The organism is Serratia sp. AR11 (genome assembly GCF_056376275.1).
Genome location: NZ_CM150739.1, coordinates 3,539,198 through 3,565,773, shown reverse-complemented (window position 1 = coordinate 3,565,773; position 26,576 = coordinate 3,539,198). Strand labels below are relative to the sequence as shown.

Below are 26,576 nucleotides of genomic sequence, written 5' to 3'. Positions count from 1 at the left end.
TAAGGGAACCCATGCTCAGGCTTAATCCTGCCACTTTTGCTGTTTGCCTGTTGCCGCTTGCCCTTGTGGCCTGCGGTGACTCTTCCAGCACCGAAGATCCCCGTACTCAGCCTCCTCTGGTAAGGTCTGCGACCGTGGCGAGTGCTGTCGATGCTTCCCGCGCATTTACCGGCGTTGTCGTAGCCCGAACTCAAAGTGACCTCGGTTTTAGAGTACAAGGCAAAATCCTTGAACGTCTGGTCGATACCGGCCAGACCGTTAAACGCGGTCAGCCATTGATGCGTCTGGATCCGGTTGACCTGAGCCTGCAGGCACAGGCTCAGCAACAGGCCGTCGCGGCGGCAAGGGCCCGTACAAGACAAGCTGCTGATGACGAGGCGCGTTACCGCAGTCTGGTCACTACGGGGGCTGTGTCGGCATCGGCCTACGGTCAGATAAAGGCCGCAGCCGATACGGCCAAAGCGGAACTCAGTGCTGCACAGGCACAGGCGAATGTGGCACAAAATGCGACTGGCTACGCCGTGCTGCTGGCCGACGCCGACGGAGTGGTCATGGATACGCTGGCTGAACCCGGACAGGTTGTCAGTGCCGGGCAAGCGGTAATCCGGCTGGCCAGAGCAGGGCAGCGCGAGGCCATCGTGCAGTTGCCTGAGACACTACGCCCGGCTACCGGAAGCGAGGCCGAGGCAACGTTGTACGGTACCGATAAACAGTCAGTCCCTGCGAAACTGCGGCTCCTTTCCGATGCGGCCGATCCCGTAACGCGCACCTTCGAGGCGAGATATGTGCTGGAGGGGGCACTGGCAAGCGCGCCTCTGGGATCCACCGTTACGCTTCATATTACTGACGATAAATTACCGGGCCAGATGATGCAGGTGCCTTTAGCGGCAATCTATGATCCGGGCAAAGGGCCGGGTGTCTGGGCGATTTCGGGTAAGCCGGCCAAAGTGTCATGGCGGCCTGTTCAACTGCAGGGGTTGGGTGACGATGTTGCAAGGGTGACCGGTACCCTTAAGCCGGGTGAACAGGTGGTCGCTCTGGGGGCGCATCTGCTGCATGACGGTGAGGCGGTACGTCTGGCTGAACAGAGCGATACCCGCATCGCCGGGAGCCGGCCATGAGCGCGGGGCGATTCAATCTTTCAGCGCTTGCCGTTCGTGAGCGCTCGATCACTCTGTTCCTTATTATCCTGATCACGGTCGCGGGTATTCTCTCGTTTTTCGAACTGGGGCGGGCTGAAGATCCCCCCTTTACCGTTAAGCAGATGACGATTATTACTGCCTGGCCGGGTGCCACCGCGCAGGAGATGCAGGATCAGGTTGCCGAACCGCTTGAAAAGCGTATGCAGGAGCTGAAGTGGTATGACCGTAGTGAGACCTACACGCGTCCCGGTCTGGCCTTTACCATGCTGTCACTGCAGGACCGCACACCGCCTGCACAGGTGCAGGAAGAATTTTATCAGGCGCGCAAGAAGCTCGGTGATGAGGTTAAAAACCTGCCGGCAGGTGTGATAGGGCCGATGATCAATGATGAATTCTCCGACGTAACCTTTGCCCTCTTTGCGCTGAAGGCGAAAGGGGAGCCACAGCGACTGCTGGTGCGTGATGCGGAATCTTTGCGTCAGCGTCTTTTACATGTGCCGGGGGTCAAGAAGGTCAATATCATCGGCGAACAGGCCGAACGCATCTTTGTCTCGTTCTCGCATGACCGGCTGGCCACGTTGGGCATTTCTCCACAGGATATTTTCTCCGCCCTCAACAGCCAGAACGTACTGACGCCCGCAGGTTCGATTGACACCAAAGGGCCGCAGGTCTTTATCCGCCTTGACGGTGCCTTCGACGAACTGGAGAAAATCCGCGAAACGCCCATTGTTGTACAGGGCAGAACCCTACAGCTTTCTGATGTGGCAACGGTTGAGCGTGGTTATGAAGACCCTGCAACCTTCTTGATCCGCAACCAGAGTGAACCGGCGCTGCTGCTGGGGATCGTGATGCGTGATGGCTGGAACGGCCTGGATCTGGGGAAGGCGCTGGATGCGGAAACCGCCAAAATTAATGAGAGCATGCCGCTCGGCATGAACCTGACGAAGATCACCGATCAATCAGTCAACATCAGCTCCGCCGTTGACGAGTTTATGATCAAGTTCTTTGTCGCGCTGCTGGTGGTCATGGTGGTGTGCTTCGTCAGTATGGGATGGCGCGTGGGCGTGGTGGTCGCCGCTGCCGTGCCCTTGACGCTGGCTATCGTTTTTGTGGTGATGGAGGCTTCCGGCAAAAACTTTGACCGCATTACCCTGGGGTCGCTGATCCTGGCGCTCGGATTGCTGGTGGATGATGCCATCATCGCCATCGAAATGATGGTGGTGAAAATGGAAGAGGGTTACGACCGCATCAAAGCCTCAGCCTATGCCTGGAGCCACACGGCGGCTCCGATGCTGGCGGGCACGCTGGTCACCGCCGTCGGTTTCATGCCCAACGGTTTCGCACAGTCCACCGCCGGCGAGTACACCAGCAACATGTTTTGGATTGTGGGGATTGCCCTGATTGCTTCCTGGGTCGTGGCGGTGGTGTTTACGCCTTATCTGGGGGTGAAAATGCTACCGAAAATCAAAACGGTGGAGGGAGGACATGCGGCGATTTACGACACCCGCCATTACAACCGTTTTCGCCGGGTACTAACCCGCGTTATCGCGCGAAAATGGATAGTGGCCGCTACCGTTATTGCCGTCTTTATTGTCGCTATTCTCGGTATGGGGCTGGTGAAAAAACAGTTTTTCCCCACTTCCGATCGGCCTGAGGTATTGGTTGAAGTCCAGATGCCTTATGGCACCGCCATTGAGCAGACCAGCGCCACAACGGCGAAAATTGAAGCCTGGCTGAAAAAGCAGAAAGAGGCAAAAATCATTACGGCCTATATTGGGCAGGGGTCGCCGCGCTTTTATCTGGCCATGGCACCAGAACTGCCCGATCCGTCGTTTGCGAAGATTGTCGTGCTGACGGACAGTCAGGAAGCGCGTGAGGCGCTCAAATTCAGACTGCGTGAAGCAGTGGCCAGCGGCCTGGCGCCTGAAGCGCGCGTGCGCGTGACTCAACTGGTGTTTGGTCCGTATTCACCTTATCCGGTGGCTTACCGAGTCATGGGGCCGGATCCCACCAAACTGCGCGAAATTGCAGACGAGGTAGAAAGGGTGATGCAGGCCAGCCCGATGATGAGGACCGTCAACACCGACTGGGGACCGCGGGTGCCGGCGCTGCATTTCACGCTCAATCAGGACCGCCTGCAGGCGGTGGGGTTGACATCGAATGCGGTTGCACAGCAGCTTCAATTCCTGCTTTCAGGGGTTCCGATCACCTCTGTGCGTGAAGATATCCGTTCGGTGCAGGTCATGGGACGCGCGGCGGGAGATATCCGGCTTGATCCGGCAAAAATAGCCGGTTTTACCTTAGTGGGCTCTTCCGGCCAGCGCATTCCGCTATCTCAGATAGGCAAGGTTGAAGTGCAAATGGAAGATCCTGTTCTGCGTCGTCGCGATCGCACCCCGACGATTACCGTGCGGGGTGACATTGCCGAAAATCTGCAACCGCCGGATGTCTCCACAGCAATCATCAAGGCGTTGCAGCCGGTCATCAATCAACTTCCGTCGGGCTACCGCATTGAACAGGCTGGTTCGATTGAAGAATCCGGCAAAGCCACCCAGGCTATGGCTCCGCTGTTCCCTATCATGATTGCCATGACGCTGTTGATTATTATTCTGCAGGTGCGGTCGATGTCGGCGATGGTAATGGTATTCCTCACCGCGCCACTGGGGCTGATAGGGGTGGTGCCAACACTGCTGCTCTTCAACCAGCCGTTTGGCATCAATGCGCTGGTAGGATTAATCGCGTTATCGGGGATCCTGATGCGTAACACCCTGATCCTGATAGGGCAGATCCATCACAACGAACAGGAAGGGCTGGCACCATTCCATGCCGTTGTGGAGGCGACGGTGCAGCGAGCCAGGCCGGTGTTGCTCACGGCAATGGCCGCCATCCTGGCGTTTATCCCGCTGACGCATTCGGTGTTCTGGGGAACGCTGGCCTATACCCTGATTGGCGGAACCTTTGGTGGCACCATCATCACGCTGGTCTTTCTGCCGGCAATGTATGCCATCTGGTTCAGGATACGGCCTGACAATCAGCCGCAGAGTGAAAGGCCTGCATCCGCCTAGATCTGTTTCTGGCGAGAACAAATGAACCGCGTTTTTGTCACATAGTCTCACCACAGGTTCGTCCCTGACCTGGCAGCACTACGTAACGGCGGTGTACCGATGGTGACCGCCCGGGGGCGCACTAGTGGTGACGCGTTTTATGCGCTGACCGCGCGTGAACTGGCACGAAAATTACCCTGCCCATGTATTGAGGTCAGCGGGCATCATCTGGGCTATGCCACCGACCCGGCGCTGTTTGCCGATGAATTGCATCAAATCCTGGTTTCACTGAGGAAATAACACCCGAGACGGTTAAACAACTGGTCTGCGTCACGCCGAATGGAAAAAATCGCCCACGGTAACGCTGAGATGTTGTTCAACCTGTAAAGAGACCGTTTTTCCGGGTGTGGTTGAGGTAGGCAATCACGGCGACACTGGGTTCTTCTTTACGACTGACCATCATAAGATTAGCTGCCAGCTCTTTCGAATCAAGAACCCGATAAATTACACCCGGGATCGCCACCTGTGCTAGGGGAGCTGGAACCAGGGCAATACCCAACCCGGCTCCGGCCATGGCGAGGACGCTGAGCGAACTGGATATCCGATAGGCAATATTCAACGAGTCTCCAAGCAATTTCTGGAGTTGCCTATCCAATTGAGAATCTGCGTCATTGATTGCGTACATAATCAGAGGCTCATGGGCCAGCATATCTACCGTCAGGTTCTCTTTAACGGCGAATCTGTGCTCGCTGGACATCACCACGACCCGTCCCCATTCCCCCACTGATTCGTAGACAAGGGTTGAGTCATGATCCGGATCGTAATCAGGCATATAACCCACATCCAGCGTACCGTTCTGGATGGCTTCCTGTTGCAGTTGTGGCGCCAGTTCCTGGCAAATCAGCTCGGCATCCGGATAGTCCTTATGGAAGGAGCGTATATCCTGCATCAACCTTCCACTGAATACGGCATTACCGGCAAAACCAATTCGCACCCGGCCTGTTTCACCGCGAATGGAACGCTCCACAGCAAGACGGGTATGTTCGACTTGTGCCAGCGTGCGCGTGGCTTCGGCCTGCAAAAGCTTACCGGCTTCGGTCAGTTCGACATGACGGCTGGTACGAATTAACAATCGGCCACCCAACTCCGCTTCAAGAGCTTTGATCTGCATGCTCAATGCGGGTTGAACAATGTGGAGCCGTTCTGCAGCACGGCCAAAATGCCTTTCTTCTGCGACAGCTAAAAAATACTTCAGGTGACGTAAATCCATATGACGCTCCATTAATCAGTGAAAATGATTAATCAGTAAAATCTATATATTTGAGCTTATCTTACTTTACGTCCAGACTGAATCCAGTTAACCAACAGGAACTAAGAACATGCAAAACCAACTACAAGACCGCCAACAACTTAATGACCTGATGAATGGCTGGATGCACCGTGACCTGGGCGAATGGGATCAGCTGCGCGAACTGTTCCACCCTGACGGCACGATTGAAATTACCTGGTTTGAAGGGCTGGGAAGCGACTTTGTTGATGGTTCAATGCGTATGGGTAGTTCTGATCTGCGCACTAAGCACCTTATTGCTTCTCCTGAGGTGACGTTCAATGCAGCCGGAAATAAAGCAATCCTTCAAACTAACGCAATCATCATTGCTGAGCACGTCAAACTGAATATTGGTTGTGAGTGCCACAACCGTTTTTACGACATGGCAGAAAAACGCGACGGCGTGTGGAAATTGTTCCATCGTCAGAGTGTTTACGACATGGGTACCTTCACCTTCCCGTTAGGCCCAGTGGAAATTGACCAGGCGATTGTTGTGAAGTATCCGCGTGAATATGCCTCACTGGCCTATTTACTGGAGCTGAGCGGGTTCCCTCTTGGGCGCGTATTTGCGACTCGTGGCAGCGATCTGGAAGCGAAAATGAAGGTAGAAGGTAAACGCTGGTTGGCTGCCTGATCCAGACTCTTTCATTCCTACTGAAAAACTGGGGTAAAAGATGGTCCAGCGAATCGATGTGTATTCACACTTTCTGCCCGAACGCTACCAAAGTGCGTGGAACTAATGCTGGGATACTTACACCAGAAGCGGGCGCTACTTAACCTGATAAGTGAAATGCGAATAAATGCTGCGTTAACTATTGTGGCCAGTGAATGATTCAGATGGCTTTCTCACTGGCCAGTCGTCATATCTTCTAATTCAGCTCTGCAGCATGCCCGGTTTTATCCGTAAGACCGGACAACATCGCAAGTATCAGTGCAATAACAGACAATATAGCTCCCGCCCAGTTAGGCGATTGCAGACCGAACCCCGCAGCAATCACCGCGCCACCAAGCCAGGCTCCTACAGCATTACCGAGGTTGAAAAGACCGATATTAACCGCAGCGGCCAGCGTGGGTGCACCTGCTGCCCGTGCTTTATCCATCACCAGTTTCTGGATAGGGGAAACTGTCGCAAATCCAAACGCAGCCATCAGGAAAATGCAGACGGCTGACATAACCTGGCTGTGCGCTGAAAAGTTGAATACCAGTAACACGACGGCTTGAGCAGCCAGTGTGATATAGAGCATCGGCATAAGGGCGCGGTCAGCATATCGGCCACCAAGTTGGTTGCCCGTAAACAATCCAAGGCCGAACAGCAGCATCAGCCATGCGAGGCTGCTTTCACTGTATCCTGCCAGCTCCGTCATCATCGGCGCGATGTAGGTAATTGACGTAAAGAATGCGCCCGGCCCGAAAACAGTAATGCCCATTGCCAGCAGCACGTTTACGTTTCTGAAGGCGTTAAACTCATGCGCAAATCTCTGATTTTGTGCCCTTGGCTGGTGCGGGACGAGCATTCCGATGCTGATAACCGTAATGACCCCTATCACGGCTATAGCCATAAAAGCATCACGCCAGGAGAGGTGTTGACCAATCCAGGTACCGGCGGGTACGCCAATAAGATTTGCGACGGTTAGCCCCATGAACATGAACGCAATGGCCCTCACGCGTTTAGAAGGTGCAACCATATCTGCCGCAATAATCGAACCAAGACCAAAGAAAGCACCGTGCGTCATGGACGTGATAATTCTGCCCAGTATGGCTATGCCAAGCGTGGGGGCAAACGCCGTTACCATGTTCCCGGCTACGAAAAGCAGCATAAGGAATACCAGCATGGCTTTACGCGGGACTTTTGAACCCAGAATAATAAGAGCCGGCGCGCCGACGAAGACGCCCAGCGCATAAGAAGTCGCCAGATAGCCGGCAACGGGGATGGTGACGTTAAAATCTACGGCAATGACGGGGAGCAGCCCGGCAATGATGAATTCAGTGGTTCCGATACCGAATGCACCTATCGCCAGCGCCCATAGAGCTAATGGCATAACAAATATCCTGTAAGTAACACTATGTTTTACGTTTGAACTGCTCCGGCATACGGGAAAGATTTCAGCCCGTAAGGCAACAAAAGCAGCGGGACGATAAGGATATAAGTTTGCTAAAAGGCGATAAACAGCCCATATATCGCCTCAGTGACGACAAAATCTCTACCTAAGCGTGCCGAAATAGCCTTCTCCGGCCTTTTTCAGCAGTTCGTCAACGATAAGGCGAACTCTGGGTATGAGGTGCCTTGTTCGGGGCCAGATGACGTTCAGCTCAACCGGGATGGGGGCATGGTCTGCCATCAGAGAGATCAGGCTGCCTGCGGCGATATGGTTGTTAACCATCGACTCAGGAAACTGAGCTATTCCCACGCCAGCCAGACAGGCCTGAATCATGGCATCTCCGTCGCTTATCTGATGTGCTGTGGCGGATATGAATTTCACTTCACGCTCCCCGGCCTTTCGCAACCGCCAGGCAAGGGGGGCGCCCCGGCGGTAGCCCATAATGCAGTAGTGGCTTTTCAAATCCTCTATATCGGCAGGCAAACCGTTCTGTTCAAGATAGGCCGGAGAGGCGCACAATATAAGCCGCTGCCGGCTCAGGCGACGGGCGATCAGCTCATCGGTGCTCTGCAGCTCTCCCAGCCGCAGCACCAGGTCAACGCCTTCCTCCACCGGGTCAATAAGACGGTCATTGAAAGTTAGCGCCAACCGCAGGGCCGGGTAGCGGGTCATCATCTCGATCAATACCGGCATCATCAGATTTCGTCCGAAAGACGCCGGCATATCAATACGAACCGTCCCGGTGGGATTTTCCTGCCGTCTGCTGAGCGTGTTCTCGGCAGAGTCGAGAATTTCAAGCGCCGAGAGGCAACTGGTCAGGTAAGCCTCCCCATCACTCGTCAGGCTCAGTTTACGCGTTGAGCGGTGAAAAAGACGCGTTCCCAGCCTCTCCTCAAGCCGGGCCACACTTTTACCTACTGCCGATTTGGTGATGCCCAGTTGCTCCGCGGCCTCAGTGAAGCTGCTCGATTTCGCAGTAATGACAAAGTTAGTAATTCCCCGCAGGGATTCTGCTGTAATTCCGATAGACATAAAGTTTACTCAATGACGATTCATTGTGCATTTATCGATGTGTAATTCTATACCAGGCTTATCCCTATCAGTAAATAAAGCACCGGCAACCTGATATCAGCTCAGCTCAGCTCACTGCACTTGCAAAAATGACGGTCAACCAGAGCTGTTCATCCATCACACTTATCCGTAAACCCACCGGAAGAAAATTATGCCTTCGGTGCAGAAGTTATCTATGACTCCGTTTCACGATCAGACGACGTGAAAGGGGAAGATACAGAAAACATCCTTACTCTGTTCCCGGGAACACATATCACAACAGTCAGGATGATGACGCTGAATCACGAGCCGGGGCTTGAAAAAGCAAAAAGCCCGCTCAGGTTTCCCTGAGCGGGCTTCTCTAATATGGCTCCTCTGACTGGACTCGAACCAGTGACATACGGATTAACAGTCCGCCGTTCTACCGACTGAACTACAGAGGAATCGTTTGAACGGGGCGAATAATAACGGGGTGGCCCAGGCTTGTAAAGTCAGAAAAGGCCTTGATGTTTCGTTTGCTGCAAGATTATTCAACCTGCTGCTTTTTATGGCTTTTATTGCTGCACTGCTGCGCAGTGGTTCACAACCTGCCACTTATCTTTATCACCATGCTTTATACTGGTGCAGGCTTTGGTGGTTTTCCGCCGGTGAGGGGGACGTCACTACCGACGCCAATATCATTTTTTCTTATTTTTCCGTCGATTAGTTGACGCTTTCTCTTATTCCGTCTGTCTGGCCCGGATCTTGCTGTGGTTTATGTCAACCCAGCCAAGTGGCATGACGGAGGCAGTATGAATTTCAGACGTCTTAAGTATTTCGTGAAAATCGTCGACATCGGCAGCCTGACCCAGGCGGCAGAAGTGCTGCATATAGCCCAACCGGCTCTCAGCCAACAATTGGCAACGCTGGAAGGAGAGCTGAAACAGCAGTTGCTGATCCGCACCAAACGCGGGGTACAGCCTACCGAAGCCGGTAATATTCTTTATGCCCATGCCCAGACTATTTTGCGCCAGTGCGAACAGGCGCAAAGTGCGGTTAATAGTGCCGGGCAGGCGATGAGCGGGCAGGTCTCTGTCGGGCTGGCCCCGGGCAGTCTGGCATCACAGTTGGCGTTGCCGCTGTTGCAGGCGGTGCGCGATCAGCATCCGGGTATTTTGCTCAGTCTGAATGAGAATATTGGCTCGACGCTGGCCGGCCAGGTCGCTAACCAAAACCTGGATATGGCGGTGATCTACGGCGCTAAAATGCCCGCAGGTTTGCAGGCCACGGCCTTAATGCGCGAAGATCTCTATCTGGTGGCGACGCGTGCGGTGCCAAACCCTGGCAACAGCGTTGAGCTGCTGGACGTTGCGCGGCTGAATTTATTTCTGCCGCGTGAGGGAGACGTGGTACGCAGCCAGGTGGACGAAGCCATGGCGATACGCAAGTTAACGGCCAACGTGATTGGTGAAATTGAATCGCCTGGTACCTTGAGTGCGGCTATCGCCAGCGGTTTGGGGGCCACCATTTTGCCAGAGTCGGTGGCGCGCGCGATGATTGGCCCGGCCAAGGCATGGATGGCGCGTATCAATGCTCCATCGCTGAGTGTGCCGCTTTCGCTGTGCATTTCCGGCCAACAATCCTTGTCGGCCCCGGCGCTGGTGGTGAAGGAGATCCTGCTGTCAATTGCCGCCAGCCGCAGTCAGGAAAAACGCGTGCTGGCGTTGGTGCAATAAATCAGGTCGAACTCGATTAGCTGAGTTGGTAACGGCTGTCCGGCTGGGTGGCGGCGGGTAAATCCGTCTCGTCATTCATTTCGCGCAGGTTGATCTCAATCGCATTGCACATGGCATTGAGCGGCAGATCGTTGGCGGCGGTGCCGAACGGATCTTCCAGCTCTTCCGCCAGGGAGTCCAGCGAGATAAAGGTGTAGGAGATAAATACCGAAACTAGCGGCGTCATATAGTGCAGATCCGGCACCAGCGCGAAAGGCAGCAGGGTGCAGAACAGGTAGACGGTGCGGTGAACGATCAGGCTGTAGGCAAAGGGGATCGGTGTATTGGCAATGCGCTCGCAGCCACCGAGGATCTCCGACAGCCGGTTAAGGTTCTGGTCAATGCTATGAAAAAGTACGTCTGACAACTGAGCCGACTGCCGTTTTTCGCCCAGCCATTGGCCCATCATCAACAACAGTCGGTTGCAGGGAGAGGCGCTGTTTTTAATGGCCAGCAGGTCAGCATTGGGCAGCAGGCGCTGCAGATCCTCGCTGCTATCGCTGCCGCGCAGTTGGTGTTTCAGACAGTAGCTAAATGCCATCAGCAGGGCGGCAAATTCACGCGCTGCCTGATCTTGTTGCGGTAGCAGGCTTTTAATCTGCCGTAGCAGCGAGCGTTGGACAATTAACAACCCGCCCCACAGTAACCGCGCCTCGGTGAAACGTGCATAGCTGACGCTGTTGCGAAAGCCGAGAAAGATAGCGATCGCCACGCCCAGCAGGCTGAAGGGGGCCAGCGTGAGTTTGACGCCCAGGTGTTCGTACCACTGAAAACACAGCACCGCGACAATTGACATCGCCACGTTAAGGCTGAGGCGAAACAGAATTTTGGAGAGCACCGAACCGTGCCAAACGAAAAGCCGTCTGAACCAGTGTTGCTGAGGTCTGACAATCATAGGAGTGATAATGACTGGGGGATAGAAGCCGCTGTTGTAACAGATTTACGGTGTGTTCATCAACGGTCTGTGCGTTAAAAGTTAAAAAGCCCGCATCGCGGGCTTTCAGACTGATGACAAACCTCATTCCTGCCCAGAGCGAGTAGAGGTCGATAAATAAAAATCAGGAAAATCAATTTATTGATTTTCGGCTGATCACCACAAAGCAGGAAAAACCACGCTTTTTCCTGCTTTGTCAGCAACCTAAAAGCCCGCATCGCGGGCTTTAGTCATCCGCCGTTAACGGAACGGCGGCTCGTTAAAGGTACGCAGCTTGCGGGAATGCAGCCGATCGCCCTCGGCGCGTAGCAGGTCGATAGCGCAAATGCCGATCTGCAGATGCTCCGAGATCGCGCCTTCATAGAAGCGGTTGGCCTGCCCGGGCAGTTTGATTTCGCCGTGCAGCGGTTTGTCGGACACGCACAGCAATGTGCCGTAAGGCACCCGGAAACGATACCCCTGAGCCGCAATGGTGGCGCTTTCCATGTCTACCGCCACGGCGCGGCTGAGGTTAAAGCGCAGCGCCGAGGCGGAATAGCGCAACTCCCAATTACGGTCGTCGGTGGTGACTACCGTGCCGGTACGCAGGCGTTGCTTAACCTCTTCGCCGGGCATGCCGCTGACCATTTTGGTGGCGTCATACAGCGCGCGCTGCACCTCGGCAATGCTGGGGATTGGGATGTCCGGCGGCAGTACCGAATCCAGCACGTGATCGTCGCGCAGGTAGGCGTGGGCCAAAACGTAGTCGCCAATCGACTGGCTTTCGCGCAGGCCGCCGCAGTGGCCGATCATCAGCCAGGCACTGGGGCGCAATACTGCCAAATGGTCGCAGATGGTCTTGGCGTTGGATGGGCCGACGCCGATATTGATCAGGGTGATGCCCTGGCCGGTACGAGAAATCAGATGGTAGGCCGGCATCTGGTGGTTCTTCCAGGCCAGGTCGGACACTGCCTGGTCCGGCGCGGTGGTTTCCGGCGTGATATAGATGCCACCGGCGCTCGACAGCGCAATGTAAGGGCTGGCCGGATCGGCTATCTCGGCGCAGGCCCAGCGGACAAACTCATCCACGTAGCGGGTGTAGTTGGTGAACAGCACGAACGGCTGGAAATGCTCTACCGGCGTGCCGGTGTAGTGCCGCAGCCGCGCCAGCGAAAAATCGGCCCGCAAGGCGTCGAAATGCGAAAGCGGGAAGGTGCTGGTGGCATGGAACAGGCCGTCGGCGGTTTCATCGCCAATTTGCGCCAATTCGGTGGTGGGGAAATGCTGTGCCAGGCTGGCGCTCATTGAGCGATCCAGCATCAGATTGGAGCCGTCAATCACGTAGGGGAAAGGAATTTCCTGCTGTGATGGCCGCACTTCAATATGCGCATCGTATTCACTCGCCAGCATGGTCAGTTGTTCGGTCAGATAGTGGCGAAACAACTGCGGACGGGTAATGGTGGTGGTGTAGCAGCCGGTATGGGTGAAACGGCCATAGGCGCGGGTTTTGGTCTGACCGGGCGATTTTCCATCCCAACTGACCCGCAGTTCTGGGTAAACAAACAGCCCTGTGGCGCGGGTCTGCGCGTCGGGCAGTCCACCGTGATTGATAAAATCCCCAACCGCTTGGCGCAGTGCTTCAACCGAGGCTTCGTATAGCGCTTCCAGTTGTTCGATCGCCTGAGCGGGGGTGAGGCCGGTGCCGGATTGCTGACTGCTCATACTCTCTCCTTGGTTCTCCCGGCTATGCGGCGGGAGGCATACGGATGCCGATATCAATTCACAGCAACAGGTTAGCCGAAGACGGGCGTAAAATCTTTATTGAAGGGGAAAAGAAAACGCAGCGGCATGGCGTCTGCCGCTGCGGTGTCGCGATCAGGAGTCGGGGGCGGCCTGTTCCACTTTCAGCGAGACCAGCCCAATGCCCAGTTTTTTCGGCGTAAAGCCGCCGCTGGCGCCTTCCTGTGGCTCGGTCGGTGCCGGTGGTGTGATCCGGATGTTCTGCGCACCGCCAGGGTTATCAAAGCGTAGCGTCACGGTAGTGTCCTGCTCGGTGAGCGTCACAAACTGTTCCTGGTCACCGACGCGTACCGAAATTGGTTCGCCAACGTTTTTACCGTAGGCGCGTGCGCGCAGCACCAAATCAAAGGCCGAAGGCAGTGGGTCGACGTAGTCGATGTTCACCGTCGGTGCCAGATTGGCGTCCGACCAGCGGCCCCAGTCCTCGACGGCGGCAACACCGGTAATCGCCTTAACCTGTTCCGGCATGCCCGGCAGCATAAAGGCAATGGCATCTGCGTGATATTTAACCGCCGCATCGTCCACTTTCAGCCGCTCGACGGCATTTTGATATGCGGCCACGCTGTCCCCTTCGGGGCTGCTAAAGTTGACCTTGCCACGATAGTTGCCCCCTTTGGCCTGCACGATGTGCGGTGGGGCGGCCAGATTGCCTGAAGCAACGCAGGTCTCGGTACTCAGCGCCAGTTCAGGCGCCCACACCCGGCCAATTTCATAGCACTTGTCGACCCAGACGAATTTTTCACCCGCACCCAAACCGGCGAGCTGTTTTTTCAGCGGCGTGGACAGATAGACGTTAAACATCGGCTCAATTTTATTGTCCGTCACCTTCAGGATAAACGGCACCTTAAAGGTGATGCCAGAGAAGCTAAAACGGCTGCCCTGATTGTCCAGATTAAAGTTGCTGATGTTGTTGGGGAAGCCCCATTGTTTCACCACCGCCGGTTTCCAGGCGTTGATTTTCTCATCGATATTCAGAAATACGGTAGCCAGCGTCGGACTGGACAGGCTGCTGCGCCCAAGGCCAATGTAGTTATCGCCGCCCATCACGTCCAGCACCGTGGCACCGTTGTCCAGCGTGCTGCGCTTCTCGTTATGCAGCGCGGTCTGTGGGTGGGTGCCGTCGATAATAAAGAACAGATTGCGGCGTTTCTGCTTGGTCAGAATGTCATAAGCGGTGTTGTTCATCGCCAGGTGATCCGAAGACACCACGATAACGGTATTTTTGAAGTACTCGGACGCTTTGATTTTGTCGATTAGCGCCGCGATATGTTGCTGGCTACAGGCCACCGCGCTTAGCGAGCGGTTTTCTTTGTTCTGCCAACTGAACGACTTTTTGCTGCAACTGGCGGAGATAAAACCGTCCGGGTGATGGGTGTCGACGGTCAGCGCAAACAGCGAGAACTTTTTATCCTGTTTCGACAGTTCGACAAACTTGTCGAACACCAGATCCAGCACGGTATCGTCGTACCAGCCCCAGTCATTTTTGTAGCTCGGATCGCTGACCTGCCCACGCAACTCCTTGAAGCCATACGCATGGTCAAAACCGTGCGATTTCAGGAAGGTATCTTTGCCGGCGAAGGCCAGTTCGGCACCCTGATAAAAGTAGTTGTCGTAACCGGCGGATTTCAGCACGTCACCCAGGCAGACGTTTTCCGGATAAAAGGTGGAAACGGCGCTGGAGGCGTTGCCGTCAAAGGGGGCAAACAGCGGGATCCCGCACTGCGAAGACACCATACCGGCAATGGTATAGCCGGTGCCGGGCAGCTGTTGGGTATTGCTGAAATCGATACTGTTTGCGCGGTGCTGGTTCAGTTCGTCGGTCAGGCCGGGGAAGAGATCTGCATCCAGATAGGTTCTTTCCAGGCTTTCGGCATAGATATACACCAGGTTCGGCGCTTTACCCTGCATGCTCTTTTTCGGCGCTTTGTAATAGGTATCAAAGTCGGCGGTGTCACCGCTAATCTGGCTTCTGACCAGCAGGGAGATATCCTGAAAGGCCGGGGTGGTGCCGACGGAAAACAGCGCCAGCAGCACGGCGAGCACGCTATAAACCACGCTGCTGCTTTTTGCCTTGCGCCGCACCAGGCTCCAGGTCAGCACGCTGAAGATCAGTGCCAGCACCGCCAACAGGCCGATAAACGGCAGCAGGTATTTGCCAACGCCGGCACCCTTCAGGCTGCTGGTGAGGGTGTAGAGCACCGCATCGGTAATGCCATCGCCGGTAAAGTAGTTACTGGCGATCAGCACCACGTTAAGGATCAGATAGCTGCCCAACAGCGTCAGCAGGGCGGCCAGCCACCAGCGGTTGGCGGCGGCTCGGGTCCGGTAGATGAGAATTGAGGCTAAAAAAAGTGCAAACGAAATTAATGCTGAAACCATCCACCGTACCCTGTCTGATTAAAAAGAAAATCTTAACTGCTCTGACAAACGCTATTGAGCCGCGCACAGCGCGAAAGAGGAAGGGTATAGCGCATTGAAAGCACCAGGGTCAATGCGTGTTTGCATTGCCTCGCCGCGGCAGAGTGCGATTGGCGTTTTTTGTGACATTACTGTGACACTAATCACGTCTGAGAGCAGCAGAGCGCAAAATAGGCCCTCTCCTTGGGGAGAGGGCAAACAGACCAACGCGCCCTTTAAGGCAACTCCACCGCATACTGCTCTACCGGAGTGATTTTTTTGATCAGCTTATTGTCGAACAGGAACTGTTCATAGGCCTGATAGCGCGCTTTATCCAGCCTGGCCGGATCGCGGGCGAACAGCGGCAGGCTGGCCTGCCAGGCCTGTTTGTTCAACTCGGTATTGAGTTCCGGGTGGGCCTTGGCGAACGCCAGCCAGCTTTCCTGTGGGTGAGCCTGCAGGTAATCGTTGCCTTTTTTCAGCGCCGTGAGGAATTTCTTGATTTTCGGCTCGCCCACCGCGTCGCGATTGGCGACGATAATCAGTTCGTCGTAGGCTGGCACGCCGTAGTCTTCCACGTTAAACACCACCGGATCCTTGCCCTGCAACTTTAGCTCCAGCGCTTCGATATTACGATATCCGCCAATCACCGCATCAACCTGACCTGCCAGCAGGGCGCTGGTCAGTTGGAAATTTACGTTAATCAACTTACCGTCGTCAGGGTTGAGGTGTTCATGCTTGAACATGGTTGCCAGCGTGGCCTGTTCGATGCCGCTGACCGAGTAACCGATTTTTTTGCCCTTCAGCCCTGCCGGGGTGGTAATGCTTTTATCCAGCGTAATCACGGTATTGAGCGGTGAATTAATCAGGGTACCCACGCGCATCAGCGGCAGGCCCTGATCGGCAAAGAAATGCAGCTGCGGCTGATAGGTGATGGCCAGATCGGCCTGTTTTGCCGCCACCAACCGTGGTGGTAGCGCCGGATCGGAAGGCGGCACAATCTTGATGTCCAGGCCTTCGGCCTTGAAGGCACCGATCTGCTCGGCCACCATAATCGGCGCGTGATCGGGGTTGATATACCAGTCGAGCACCAGCGTCAGTTTTTCTGCGGCGGTAGCTTGCCCGGCCAGCGTGGTGCAGAGCATCAGTCCGCAGAGGGTTTTATTAATCATTGTGGATCCCTTGTTATCAGTCATTTTCCGGCGCCCAGTCGATCAGGCGCAGCAGCAGCGCGTCCACCGTCACCCAAAGCAGGACGGTCATCAGCACCAGAATAAACAGCGCGGCAAAACAGACGTCGGTCTGCATGCGCGCGTTGGCGTTCAGCATTACGTAACCCAAACCTTCCGCCGAGCCGACCCATTCGCCGATGATCGCGCCGATCGGGGCGACGGCGGCGGCCATGCGCAGCCCGGAGCCAAAGGCCGGCAGTGCCGCCATCAGCCGCACATGCCGCAGTTGCGCCCAGGGAGAAGCGCGCAGGGTGCGGGCCAGATCGAGATAATCGTTATTGACCCGGCGCAGTCCGTCGAAGAAGGCTGAAGTGACCGGGAAGAAGATCACCAACACGGCCATCACCACCTTGGCGCTCATGCCAAAACCGAACCACAGCACCAACAGCGGGGCCAGTGCAAACACCGGGATAGCCTGACTGGTTAGCACCAGCGGCATTAGCCAGCGTTGCAGCCGTGGGGAATAAATCATGCACAGCGCCAGTACGGCACCAAGCAACACCCCGGCCAGCAGGCCGCAGGCGATCTCGGCGGCGGTGATCAGCGTGTGGTAACCGAGGTAAGCCCGGTCGTTCCACAGCGCCTGCGCGACTGAGGTGGGTGAAGGCAGCAGAAAAGCCGGAATATCACCCAGAGTGACCAGTCCCCACAGCAATAGCAGGCCGGCAAACACCGTCAGGCTGCGGCGCATCCGCGACAGACGGCTTTCAATCTGTGGTTTCATCCGGCGGCCCTCACCAGTTGCAACAACAGCTCGCTCTGGCTTTTCAGCAGATGAGGATCGTCCGGTGCGCGCGGCGGCAAACCTTCGATAACATGGCTATCGTCAATACCGGCGGGATAGCGGGACAGTACCAGCAGGTGATGGCTGAGACGGCAGGCTTCCATTGGGTCGTGGGTAATCAGCAATACGGTGTGCTGCGCCAGCAGTTCGGCGGCCAGTTGCTGGATCATGGCGCGGGTAATGGTGTCCAGCGCCGAGAAAGGCTCATCCATCAGCACAATCGGCTGGCGTTCATACAGGGTACGGGCGATGGCGGTGCGCTGACGCATGCCACCGGACAGCGCAGCAGGCAAGGCATTGCCATAACCGCTCAGCCCCACGCGTTCCCGCAGGTGTTCCGCCCAAGCGCAATCGACCTTTTCACCGCGCAGCCGCGCGCCGAGGCTGATGTTCTGGTCAATGGTCAGCCACGGATAGAGCAAATCCTTTTGCCCCATATAAGCGATGCGCCCGGCAATCGGCAGGCCGTCACTGCCGGTCACCGAACCGGAGGTGGGTTTTTCCAGCCCGGCAATAATCTTCAACAGGCTGGTTTTCCCCGCGCCGCTGGCGCCGAGCAGGGCAACAAAACTGCCGCCTGCGATATCGAAGCTCAGCCGCTCAAAAATCACCTGCTGACCAAAGCGCAGGGTTAAATCCCGCACCTGAATACCCGGCCGAACGCCATGGTGTTGCGCGTTGCCTATACTCATTGGGCATTCAGCCCCATTTGCCAGAAGGCAGATTCCAGCCGGGTGGCGGTGGTGAAAATCTCTGACAGTTCGCCCAGGCGGCTTTCTGCACCGCGCTGACGGCCGACGTTTTCCAGCAGATCGATAGCGGCCTGCACCCCGGTCAGATAGCCCGGATCGCCATAGTTGCGGATCCACGAGGCGTAAGGGTTGCCCTCCATCACCGTGGCAGGGTCGCCCAGCAGCCGCAGGCCAATCTCGGCATAGCCGGCGACGCAGGGCAACAGCGCCGCCAGCAGGTCGAGAGCGTCCCCGGAGTGGCCGATATCGAGTACATAACGGGTGTAATTGAGGGTTTCTGCGGCTTCTGGCTCGGCGGCAATCTGCGGCTCGCTGAGGCCCCAGTCGGCGCAATAGGCCAGATGCAAAGGCAGCTCGGCGACAATCGCATTGAGCGAGGCGGTGGCCGTGCGCATCTCCGGCAGGGTGCGCAGTTTGCTGACCAGCAGGGCGTAGGCGCGGGCAAAGTGGATCAGGAACAGATAGTCCTGGGTCAGATAGCGGCGGAAAGCAGGTTCGGGTAGCGTACCGGCGGCCAGTTGCTGAATAAAGGGGTGAGCGACATAGTCCTGCCAGTGGCTACCGGCGCGCAGGCGCAGTTGGCCGTAGAGACCGTCGTCGAATTGGGGAGTAAACATGGGACCTCCAAAAGTGAGTGGAGATCCGGGCGCGCTGAGGTATGAACAGGCAATGACTGATAGCGTTATTGCCGACCCGTCCCTTCGCTGGCATGACCCAGATCAGGTTCAAAGGGTTCGGCTTGCGCCATCTCAGCCCATTACAGGACACCCCTCGGAGGAGCCTGTTATACGATATTTACTTTTTGATTACAATGTTTGGGCGGGGGGAAGCCTGGAGGATTTTCTCTGCCAAAAACGGTTCGTTTAGTGCGGTCGAAGACAATTTTTCTGGCCTGACAGGGGGCATATTTGTCACTGTAATCCGGTCATAATTGAACCTAAGGACACCACCCATGAAGAAAATTGGATTTCTCTCTTTTGGCCACTGGACGCCTTCGTCACAGTCGGGCACCCGTTCGGCCGGCGATGCGTTGCTGCAATCGATCGACCTGGCCGTCGCGGCAGAAGAGCTGGGGGCGGATGGGGCCTATTTCCGCGTGCATCACTTTGCACGCCAGCTTGGCTCGCCATTCCCGCTGTTGGCTGCCATCGGTGCCAAAACCCAGCGTATTGAGATTGGTACCGGCGTGATCGACATGCGCTATGAAAACCCGCTGTATATGGTTGAAGACGCCGGAGCCGCCGACCTGATTTCAGGTGGACGCTTGCAGCTTGGCATCAGCCGCGGTTCTCCCGAGCAGGTGATTGATGGCTGGCGTTACTTTGGTTACACGCCTGCGGACGGCGAGACCGAAGCCGATATGGCCCGCCGCCACACCGAAGTGCTGCTGGACGCGCTGCGCGGTGAAGGCTTTGCCGAACCCAGCCCGCAGCCGATGTTCCCTAATCCTCCCGGCCTGCTGCGCGTTGAACCCTTCTCTGCCGGGCTGCGGGATCGCATCTGGTGGGGTGCCAGCTCAGACGCTACGGCAGTTTGGGCCGCGAAGCTGGGGATGAACCTGCAAAGCTCGACGCTGAAAAACGACGAAACCGGCGAGCCGTTTCACGTGCAGCAGGCCAAACAGATCCGCGCTTACCGCGAGGCCTGGAAGTTGGCAGGGCATAAACGAGAGCCGCGTGTGTCGGTCAGCCGCAGCATTTTTGCGCTGATGAACCAGCAGGACCGCAGTTACTTCGGCAATAGCGGGCAGGAGGGCGATCAGGTGGGCTATATCGGCGATCAGACCCGGGCGATATTCGGCCGTAGTTATGCCGCCGAGCCAGAGCTGCTGATCAAACAGCTGGCGCAGGACGAAGCCATTGCCGAAGCGGATACCTTGCTGCTGACGGTGCCAAACCAGTTGGGCGTTGAGTATAACGCCCATGTGATTGAGTCGATCCTGAAGCATATTGCACCGGCGCTGGACTGGCGCTGATAAGTCGCGCACTGAAAGCCCGCCAGCCTCTCCGGTGGCGGGCTTGACTTATTTTGCTCATTTTGTATTTTAAGGACATGCATACCTTTCTGATTATCGTCCCCGAAGGGGGCATGTTATTCGAGTCGGCAGGCATCGCCGACATCCTGATGCAAGCCAACCGCTTGAGGCCCAACGACGCTCCGCTCTACCAGATGGCGATCGTCACCACCCAATCTCACCGGGTGGTACATGGGTCGTCCGGCTTGAATCTGTTGGCCGATCATCGTCTTTCAGATCTCGACCCAGAGCAGGAACGCGACACCATCATAGTGACCGGAAAAGGCGCGACCGAGGAAGAGAGTGCTTATGTTGTCGACTGGCTACGGCGTGCCGCACCCAAGGCGCGGCGTATTGCGTCGGTTTGCGGTGGGGCGTTGTTGCTGGCCGAAGCCGGTTTGCTGGATGGACGCCGGGCGACCACCCATTGGCGATTGCTGGAAACCTTGCAGACTCGTTTCCCAAAAGTGCAGGTCGAAAATGGGCCGTTGTACGTGCAGGATGGTTCCGTCTGGACTTCGGGCGGGGTCAGTTCCGGCTTCGATCTCACCCTGGCGCTGGTGGAGGACGATTACGGTTTTGTTCAGGCGCGTGAAGTGGCGCAAGATCTGGTGATGTTCCTGCGTCGGCCTGGCGGTCAGGCGCAGTTCAGCCGTTACCCTTTAAATCAGGCTAAAACCCCTGGCCCAATCCGCGATCTTCAGTCGTGGATCCTGGAGAATCTGGCCGCAGACCTTTCCGTTGAGCAGTTGGCGGAACGGGTTGCCATGAGTCCGCGTAACTTTACCCGGGTGTTCACGCGTGAAACCGGTATTTCCCCCGCCAAATTTGTTGAAGAAGGGCGTTTATATCTGGCCCGGCAACGCCTGGAGCAGAGTGCGGAAGGTATTGAGCAAATCGCCATCAGTTGCGGGTTTGGCAATGGCCTCAATCTGCGGCGCGTTTTTGAGCGGCATTTGCAACTCTCACCTACCGAATATCGCGAGCGTTTTCATTCCCGCATGTTGGCCTAAATTGATCTGCAAACGTCATTTACGACACTGACCTCTCCGGTTTAGATTGGTGACAGAGCCAATAATGAAGGAGTAGATCATGGTCAAAGTAGGCATTAATGGATTCGGCAGGATCGGCAGGAACGTGTTGCGCGCAGCGTTAGGTCGCAGCGACTTTCAGGTTGTGGCAATCAATGATTTGACCGACAGCAAAACCCTGGCGCACCTGCTGAAATACGATTCGCTTTCAGGCACTCTGGCAGCCAGCGTCGAAGCCGGTGAGAACCAGTTGCTGCTCGATGGTCGGCCGATTCATGTTTTCTCCGAAAGAGATCCGGCTGCTATCCCATGGAGCAGCGTGGGTGTTGAGGTGGTGATTGAGGCGACGGGCTTCTTCACCGACAAAGCCAAGGCCGAAGTGCACATCACCCAAGGCGGTGCCAAGCGAGTCATTATCTCGGCACCGGGCAAGGACGATGATATTACGCTGGTGCTGGGCGTTAACCATCAGCAATACGATCCGGCCAAACATTTTGTGGTCAGCAACGGCAGTTGTACCACTAATGGCCTGGCCCCTGCCGCCCAGGTATTGCATCAGGCATTCGGTATTGAATACGGTTTGATGAATACCACCCATGCCTACACCAATAGCCAGGCACTGCATGACCAACCGGAAAAAGACCTGCGCGGTGCCCGTGCCGCAGCGGAGTCGATTGTGCCTTATTCCAGCGGCGCCGCTAAAGCGCTCGGCAAGGTGATCCCGGAGCTGGACGGTCGCCTGACCGGTTACTCGCTGCGGGTGCCGGTACCGGTAGTGTCTATCGTGGACTTAACGGTCACGCTGAAACGTGAAGTGACGGCCGAAGAGATCAACGCGGCTTTCCGCCAGGCCGCCGAATCCGGTCCTCTCAAGGATATTCTTGGCTACAGCGATGAGCCTTTGGTGTCCAGTGATTATAGAGGCGACCCGCGTTCGTCGGTGATTGATGGGCTTTCCACGCTGGTGATTGGCGGTAATTTGGTCAAGATCCTCGCCTGGTACGACAACGAGTGGGGCTTCTCTAACCGGCTGGTGGATCTGGCGGTTCTGATGGAAAAACGCGGTTTGTAAAAGAGTAGGGGCGCTGCATGCGGCGCCCCTATAGTGAACCCGGTCAAATTACAGTTGCGCGATCTGCATTAAATCTTGTTTGGCCCCTGGCGCGACCGCCAGCACCGGCCCGCCGCGCAGCAGATGTTCCCCGTCGGTATTAAACGGATGGGTCCAGCCACCGGCTTCATTAACCAGGCAGTAACCTGCCAGACAATCCCAGGCGTGCATATAAGGCTCGTAATAACCCACCAGTCTTCCTGCGGCGACCCAGGCCAGCATCATGGCACCGGAACCGTTACGGAAGAAATTGCCGCCCACGGCGGTGATCGCGGCAGCTATTTCGCCAACGCGCTCGGGCGTTACATAGCTGTTGGCACCAAAACCGGTGACGTGGTTTTGCATGGTGCGCTGTGGATCCACCCGCAGCGGTTTGCCATTAAGCGTGGCACCTGCACCGCGTGCCGCAACAAAGCACTCTTGCTGACAAGGGGCGACGATCACCCCGATCACCGGCTCACCCTGATAAATAACCGCAATCGACACACACCAGTTCGGCATACCGTTAACGAAAGGGCTGGTGCCGTCGATCGGATCTACCACCCAGGTGTAGCCAGAGTCACCCGGCTGCAGGCCAAACTCCTCCCCCAAAAAACCGTCGTTCGGGAACTGCTGGGCGATTTTCTCGCGGATCAGCAATTCAACTTCGCGGTCGGCAATTGATACCACGTCCTGCGCATCGCGTTTGGTTTCAATCACCAGGCTTTCGCGGCGGTTAAAATAGTCCAGCGCTTTGTCGCCGGCCGCTCGCGCCGCCTGCTCGGCCAGCGTCAGGCGTTGGGAAATCAGCTCATTCATTTTAGCTCCTTAATATTTTGCGGCTTACTGGGCAATCAGCGCCAGCCCCTGCGATTTGAAATCAATGGCGACGCGAGTGGTCGGCGTCAGCTGGCGCTCCATCTGCACATCGACAATAAACAGCGCGCCGAGATCGGTCTTCACTTCATATTCGATATGGTCCCCCAGCCAGGCGCTGTGGGTCACTTCACCGTTTAATGCCCCGGTCTGCTCTGGCTGCAGGGTAATAAACTGTGGCCGCACCGAAAGTTGGGCGGCGCCGGGGCGGGCTTTAGCGCCTGGCACCCGGTACTGACGGCTGCCGAGGGTGATCAGCGCCTCGCCATTATCTACCCGCTCAATGTCACAAGGCAGAATATTGGCCTCGCCCATAAAGTCGGCGATAAACACCGACGCCGGCGAGTGATAGAGCTCCTGTGGTGCACCCTGTTGGGCAATATGCCCTTCTTTCATGACGATAATCTTATCGGAGACCGCCAAAGCCTCTTCCTGATCGTGAGTGACATACACGGCAGTAAAGCCAAGGCGCTGCTGCAAGTCGCGGATCTCGGTGCGCACCCGGCGGCGTAGCCGTTCGTCAAGATTGGATAGGGGTTCGTCGAGCAGCAGCACCTGGGGTTCCAAAACCAGCGCACGCGAAACGGCAATTCGCTGCTGCTGGCCGCCAGAGAGTTCGGCGGGCAGGCGTTGGCCCATATTTTCCAGACCGACCAGCTTCAACCCCTCACGCGCCCGATCCTGCGCTTCTTTACGCGGCAGGCCGCTGGCGAGCAGGCCGTACATCACGTTGTCCAGCGCATTCATATGCGGGAACAGGGCGTAGGACTGGAACACCATAGCCACGTCGCGCTCATTGGCAGGCAGATGCGTGACATCTTTGCCGCCGATCAGAATACGTCCTGAGGTCGGGTGTTCCAGGCCGGCCAGCAGGCGCAGGGTGGTGGTTTTGCCGCAGCCGGAAGGGCCGAGCAGCGTCACCAGCGTGCCGGGTTCGACGGTGAGCGAAAGGCCGGGCAGGGCAGTGAAGTCGGCAAACTGTTTGGTGACGTTCTCAAACACCACCGAGCCGGAGCGAATGGCAGTCATAGGGCATTCTCCTGATGTAAGGCCGCGGGTGGCGTCACCGGCGGGGTAGCAGTTATTGCGCGGCGCAGGCGACGTTCGCCAACCAGCAACTGGAAGCTGAGGATCACCGCCAGCATCACCACGATAAGCACCGAGGAGTAGGCGATAGCCACGCCGTATTCCCCGTTTTCCACCAGCCCGACGATGTAGGAGGTGGCCATGTTGTACTGAGCGCTGACCAGGAAAATCACCGCGCTGATTGAGGTAATTGCCCGCACAAAGGCATAAACCAGAGCTGCGCTGATAGCGGGTTTCAGCAGCGGCAGGATCACTTTGCGCAGGGTGCGGAAACTGCTGGCGCGTAGCGTCAGCGAGGCTTCATCCAGGCTGCGATCCAGCTGACTCATGGCGGCTATGCCACCGCGCACGCCGACCGGCATATTACGGAACACGAAGCAGGCCACCAGGATCAGTGCGGTACCGGTGATCTCCAGCGGCGGCAGGTTATACGCCATGATGTAACTGACGCCGATCACCGTGCCGGGGATGGCAAAACTGAGCATGAGCATAAACTCAAAGGTCTGGCGACCGGCAAACTTCTGCCGCACGATCAGCCAGGCGGTGAGCAGGCCAACAATGGCGGTAAGCGGCGCGGCGATCAGGGCAATTTCCAGCGTGGTCCAGAACGAGTTCCAGGCGACCCCGGTCCAGACAATCTGGCCGCTGTTCCACTGGAAACCGAAGGCGCGGGCGTAATGAGCCAGCGTCAGGCTGTTATCCAGCCCCCAGGACTGCACAAAACCGCCGATCAGGATCATGCCGTAGACCACCAGCGTGAATAGTCCCCAGGGGATCACCAACGCGTAAACGGCATAGCGCAAGCCGCGTGGCAGCCCACAGTGGGTACCGGAATCCCCTTTGCCGGTGACGGTGGCGAAGTTTTTCCCCGCCAGCCACAGGCGCTGCAAGATAAAGGCACTGAGGGTAAAGCACAGCAGGATGATCGCCAGTACGGCGGCGCGGCTTGGATCGTTTTGCGCCCCCACCACCGAGAAGAAGATCTCGGTCGACAGCACGCCGTGGCTGCCCCCCAGCACCATCGGATTGCCGAAGTCCGCCATGCTTTCGATAAAGCTGATCAGGAAGGCGTTGGCCAGACCGGGGGCCATCAGCGGCAGTGAAACATAGCGGAAGGTACGCCAGCGGTTGGCGCGCAGCGTCTGTGAGGCTTCTTCCAGTGAGGGGCTGACCCCTTCCACCACGCCAATCAGCACCAGGAAGGCTATCGGGGTGAAAGAGAGCACCTGAGCAATCCAGATGCCGGTCAGGCCATACAGCCAGCGGCCTGGCTCGATGCCAAACAGGCTGGCGAGCAGTTCGGTAACCACGCCCGCGCGGCCAAACAGCAGCATCAGCGCCAGCCCAATCACAAACGGCGGCGTGATGATCGGCAGTACGGTCAGCAGGCGCAGCCCTTTTTTGAACGGCAGCGGCGTGCGGGTGGCGGCCAGCGCAAAAGCCAGGCCGAGCAGCGTGGAACCACTGGCGGTCATCAACGCCAGGGTCAGGGTACGCCAGGCGGTACCGCAACTGCCACCTTTCAGGCAACCCAGGCTCCAGATGGCCGGATCCTGCATATTGGCGATCAGGCCGTCGGGTTTAAACGAACCGTCCACGTCCTGCACCGAGGCGACAAACATGCTCAGAACCGGGTAGAGCACGAAAGTGGTCACCAGCGCGACCAACAGCACGATGGCGGCCACCACAAAGGCATCCCCCTTCAGCACGCCGCGTTCGGCCAGTGCAAAAGAGAACAACAGCAAAAAGGTGGTGATCAGCAAAATGGCACCGGCGCCAAAGGCGGGTTGCCCGTCGCTGAGCGTGCCGAACAGCTGCTCGCTCCACTGCCAGTTCCAACCGCTGTAGCCGATGGCGTGGCCTTCAAACAGCAAAAATACGATGCCGACGACGCTGGCGCACATCAGCAGTTGCGAGCGCAGGCGGCTCACCGGCAGCAGGCGTGCCGGCGCGCAAACCAGCAGCATCAGCAGGGCAATCAGCAGCCAGGGGCGTTGAAAGGTCAGTATTTGCCACAGCGCGGGGGCACTGGCCTGATCCCGCCACAGCGTACTCAGCCAGCCAAAGTCGAAGAACCCGGCTTCCTGGCTGTACCAGGGCAGTAGCAATACGGCCAGTGCGCCCAGCACGAGGGCCCCGTCCAGGCGGCGGTTTTGAGCATTCATCGTAACCTCGAGAGTTCATA

At 56.9% G+C, this 26,576-nt stretch carries 22 protein-coding genes, 1 tRNA gene and 1 riboswitch; of the genes, 9 read left to right on the top strand and 14 right to left on the bottom strand.

Going from position 1 to position 26,576, the window contains the following annotated elements:
* Nucleotides 1-11 precede the first annotated feature (11 nt).
* The 3 genes from ACSOSI_RS16840 (at nt 12) to ACSOSI_RS16830 (ending at nt 4,486) form a co-directional block, all read left to right on the top strand.
* Nucleotides 12-1,121: an efflux RND transporter periplasmic adaptor subunit gene (locus tag ACSOSI_RS16840; protein WP_112362491.1), complete on the top strand. Its 1,110-nt coding sequence runs from the start codon at nt 12-14 to the stop codon at nt 1,119-1,121.
* Complete coding sequence (locus ACSOSI_RS16835) at nt 1,118-4,207, top strand: efflux RND transporter permease subunit (RefSeq protein ID WP_476705823.1); 3,090 nt, start codon at nt 1,118-1,120, stop codon at nt 4,205-4,207. Before ACSOSI_RS16840 ends, ACSOSI_RS16835 begins: the two co-directional genes overlap by 4 nt.
* A 99-nt stretch (nt 4,208-4,306) precedes the next feature.
* Entirely contained in the window at nt 4,307-4,486 is a 180-nt protein-coding gene (locus ACSOSI_RS16830; RefSeq protein WP_476705822.1) for a hypothetical protein, read from the top strand.
* A 76-nt stretch (nt 4,487-4,562) separates the two neighbouring features.
* Here ACSOSI_RS16830 and ACSOSI_RS16825 read toward each other — a convergent pair whose 3' ends face one another.
* Complete coding sequence (locus tag ACSOSI_RS16825; protein ID WP_476705821.1) at nt 4,563-5,456, bottom strand: LysR substrate-binding domain-containing protein; 894 nt, start codon at nt 5,454-5,456, stop codon at nt 4,563-4,565.
* Nucleotides 5,457-5,565: 109 nt separating this feature from the next.
* On the opposite strand from ACSOSI_RS16825, the gene ACSOSI_RS16820 reads away from it, so the two are divergent.
* The gene (locus tag ACSOSI_RS16820) at nt 5,566-6,147 is read left to right on the top strand and encodes a nuclear transport factor 2 family protein (protein ID WP_476705820.1); all 582 of its coding nucleotides are present in this window, start codon (nt 5,566-5,568) and stop codon (nt 6,145-6,147) included.
* 235 nt (nt 6,148-6,382) lie between these two features.
* On the opposite strand, the gene ACSOSI_RS16815 is transcribed toward ACSOSI_RS16820, so the two are convergent.
* The 3 genes from ACSOSI_RS16815 to ACSOSI_RS16805 all read right to left on the bottom strand — a co-directional run bounded on the left by ACSOSI_RS16815 (nt 6,383) and on the right by ACSOSI_RS16805 (nt 9,105).
* Nucleotides 6,383-7,552, bottom strand: coding sequence for an MFS transporter (locus ACSOSI_RS16815; protein ID WP_115184328.1), 1,170 nt, complete (start codon nt 7,550-7,552; stop codon nt 6,383-6,385).
* 162 nt (nt 7,553-7,714) lie between these two features.
* A complete protein-coding gene (locus ACSOSI_RS16810; RefSeq protein ID WP_476705819.1) occupies nt 7,715-8,644 on the bottom strand; it encodes a LysR family transcriptional regulator in 930 nt (309 codons plus the stop codon).
* Nucleotides 8,645-9,029: 385 nt separating this feature from the next.
* Nucleotides 9,030-9,105, bottom strand: a tRNA-Asn gene (locus ACSOSI_RS16805).
* Nucleotides 9,106-9,110: 5 nt separating this feature from the next.
* On the opposite strand from ACSOSI_RS16805, the gene ACSOSI_RS16800 reads away from it, so the two are divergent.
* Nucleotides 9,111-9,368 carry a hypothetical protein gene (locus ACSOSI_RS16800; protein WP_476705818.1) on the top strand — a complete coding sequence of 86 codons (258 nt, stop codon included), beginning with the start codon at nt 9,111-9,113 and terminating at the stop codon, nt 9,366-9,368.
* A gap of 85 nt (nt 9,369-9,453) precedes the next feature.
* Entirely contained in the window at nt 9,454-10,377 is a 924-nt protein-coding gene (gene nac, locus ACSOSI_RS16795) for a nitrogen assimilation transcriptional regulator NAC (protein WP_012145849.1), read from the top strand.
* A 16-nt stretch (nt 10,378-10,393) separates the two neighbouring features.
* Here the strand turns inward: nac and ACSOSI_RS16790 are convergent, their stop codons facing one another.
* From ACSOSI_RS16790 to tenA, 7 genes are all read right to left on the bottom strand, one after another.
* The gene (locus tag ACSOSI_RS16790) at nt 10,394-11,311 is read right to left on the bottom strand and encodes a bestrophin family protein (protein ID WP_012145848.1); all 918 of its coding nucleotides are present in this window, start codon (nt 11,309-11,311) and stop codon (nt 10,394-10,396) included.
* A 279-nt stretch (nt 11,312-11,590) separates the two neighbouring features.
* The gene (locus tag ACSOSI_RS16785) at nt 11,591-13,051 is read right to left on the bottom strand and encodes an AMP nucleosidase (RefSeq protein WP_012145847.1); all 1,461 of its coding nucleotides are present in this window, start codon (nt 13,049-13,051) and stop codon (nt 11,591-11,593) included.
* A gap of 153 nt (nt 13,052-13,204) precedes the next feature.
* Nucleotides 13,205-15,508, bottom strand: coding sequence for a phosphatidylglycerol--membrane-oligosaccharide glycerophosphotransferase (gene opgB / locus ACSOSI_RS16780; protein WP_476705817.1), 2,304 nt, complete (start codon nt 15,506-15,508; stop codon nt 13,205-13,207).
* A 254-nt stretch (nt 15,509-15,762) separates the two neighbouring features.
* Entirely contained in the window at nt 15,763-16,698 is a 936-nt protein-coding gene (locus ACSOSI_RS16775; protein WP_476705816.1) for an ABC transporter substrate-binding protein, read from the bottom strand.
* A 16-nt stretch (nt 16,699-16,714) separates the two neighbouring features.
* A complete protein-coding gene (locus ACSOSI_RS16770) occupies nt 16,715-17,482 on the bottom strand; it encodes an ABC transporter permease (RefSeq protein ID WP_375190307.1) in 768 nt (255 codons plus the stop codon).
* The gene (locus tag ACSOSI_RS16765) at nt 17,479-18,234 is read right to left on the bottom strand and encodes an ABC transporter ATP-binding protein (RefSeq protein ID WP_476705815.1); all 756 of its coding nucleotides are present in this window, start codon (nt 18,232-18,234) and stop codon (nt 17,479-17,481) included. The genes ACSOSI_RS16770 and ACSOSI_RS16765 overlap by 4 nt, the downstream gene beginning before the upstream one ends.
* Nucleotides 18,231-18,911, bottom strand: a complete 681-nt coding sequence (tenA, locus tag ACSOSI_RS16760) for a thiaminase II (protein WP_261278125.1) — start codon at nt 18,909-18,911, stop codon at nt 18,231-18,233. The genes ACSOSI_RS16765 and tenA overlap by 4 nt, the downstream gene beginning before the upstream one ends.
* A gap of 62 nt (nt 18,912-18,973) precedes the next feature.
* A riboswitch (TPP riboswitch) is annotated at nt 18,974-19,076 on the bottom strand.
* 170 nt (nt 19,077-19,246) lie between these two features.
* Between tenA and ACSOSI_RS16755 the strand changes: the two genes are divergently transcribed.
* From ACSOSI_RS16755 to gap, 3 genes are all read left to right on the top strand, one after another.
* The gene (locus ACSOSI_RS16755) at nt 19,247-20,269 is read left to right on the top strand and encodes an LLM class flavin-dependent oxidoreductase (RefSeq protein WP_012145841.1); all 1,023 of its coding nucleotides are present in this window, start codon (nt 19,247-19,249) and stop codon (nt 20,267-20,269) included.
* Between the two features lie 77 nt (nt 20,270-20,346).
* Nucleotides 20,347-21,321, top strand: a complete 975-nt coding sequence (locus tag ACSOSI_RS16750) for a GlxA family transcriptional regulator (protein ID WP_476705814.1) — start codon at nt 20,347-20,349, stop codon at nt 21,319-21,321.
* A 79-nt stretch (nt 21,322-21,400) separates the two neighbouring features.
* Nucleotides 21,401-22,411, top strand: coding sequence for a type I glyceraldehyde-3-phosphate dehydrogenase (gap, locus tag ACSOSI_RS16745; RefSeq protein WP_012145839.1), 1,011 nt, complete (start codon nt 21,401-21,403; stop codon nt 22,409-22,411).
* Nucleotides 22,412-22,459: 48 nt separating this feature from the next.
* Here gap and ACSOSI_RS16740 read toward each other — a convergent pair whose 3' ends face one another.
* From ACSOSI_RS16740 to ACSOSI_RS16730, 3 genes are read right to left on the bottom strand one after another with little or no spacing between them, the layout of a single operon-like run.
* Nucleotides 22,460-23,248, bottom strand: a complete 789-nt coding sequence (locus ACSOSI_RS16740; protein ID WP_112362475.1) for an inositol monophosphatase family protein — start codon at nt 23,246-23,248, stop codon at nt 22,460-22,462.
* Between the two features lie 24 nt (nt 23,249-23,272).
* On the bottom strand, nt 23,273-24,334 hold the full coding sequence (locus ACSOSI_RS16735; protein ID WP_012145837.1) for an ABC transporter ATP-binding protein: 1,062 nt from the start codon (nt 24,332-24,334) through the stop codon (nt 23,273-23,275).
* On the bottom strand, nt 24,331-26,556 hold the full coding sequence (locus ACSOSI_RS16730) for an ABC transporter permease (RefSeq protein ID WP_476705813.1): 2,226 nt from the start codon (nt 26,554-26,556) through the stop codon (nt 24,331-24,333). The genes ACSOSI_RS16735 and ACSOSI_RS16730 overlap by 4 nt, the downstream gene beginning before the upstream one ends.
* Nucleotides 26,557-26,576: the final 20 nt, after the last annotated feature.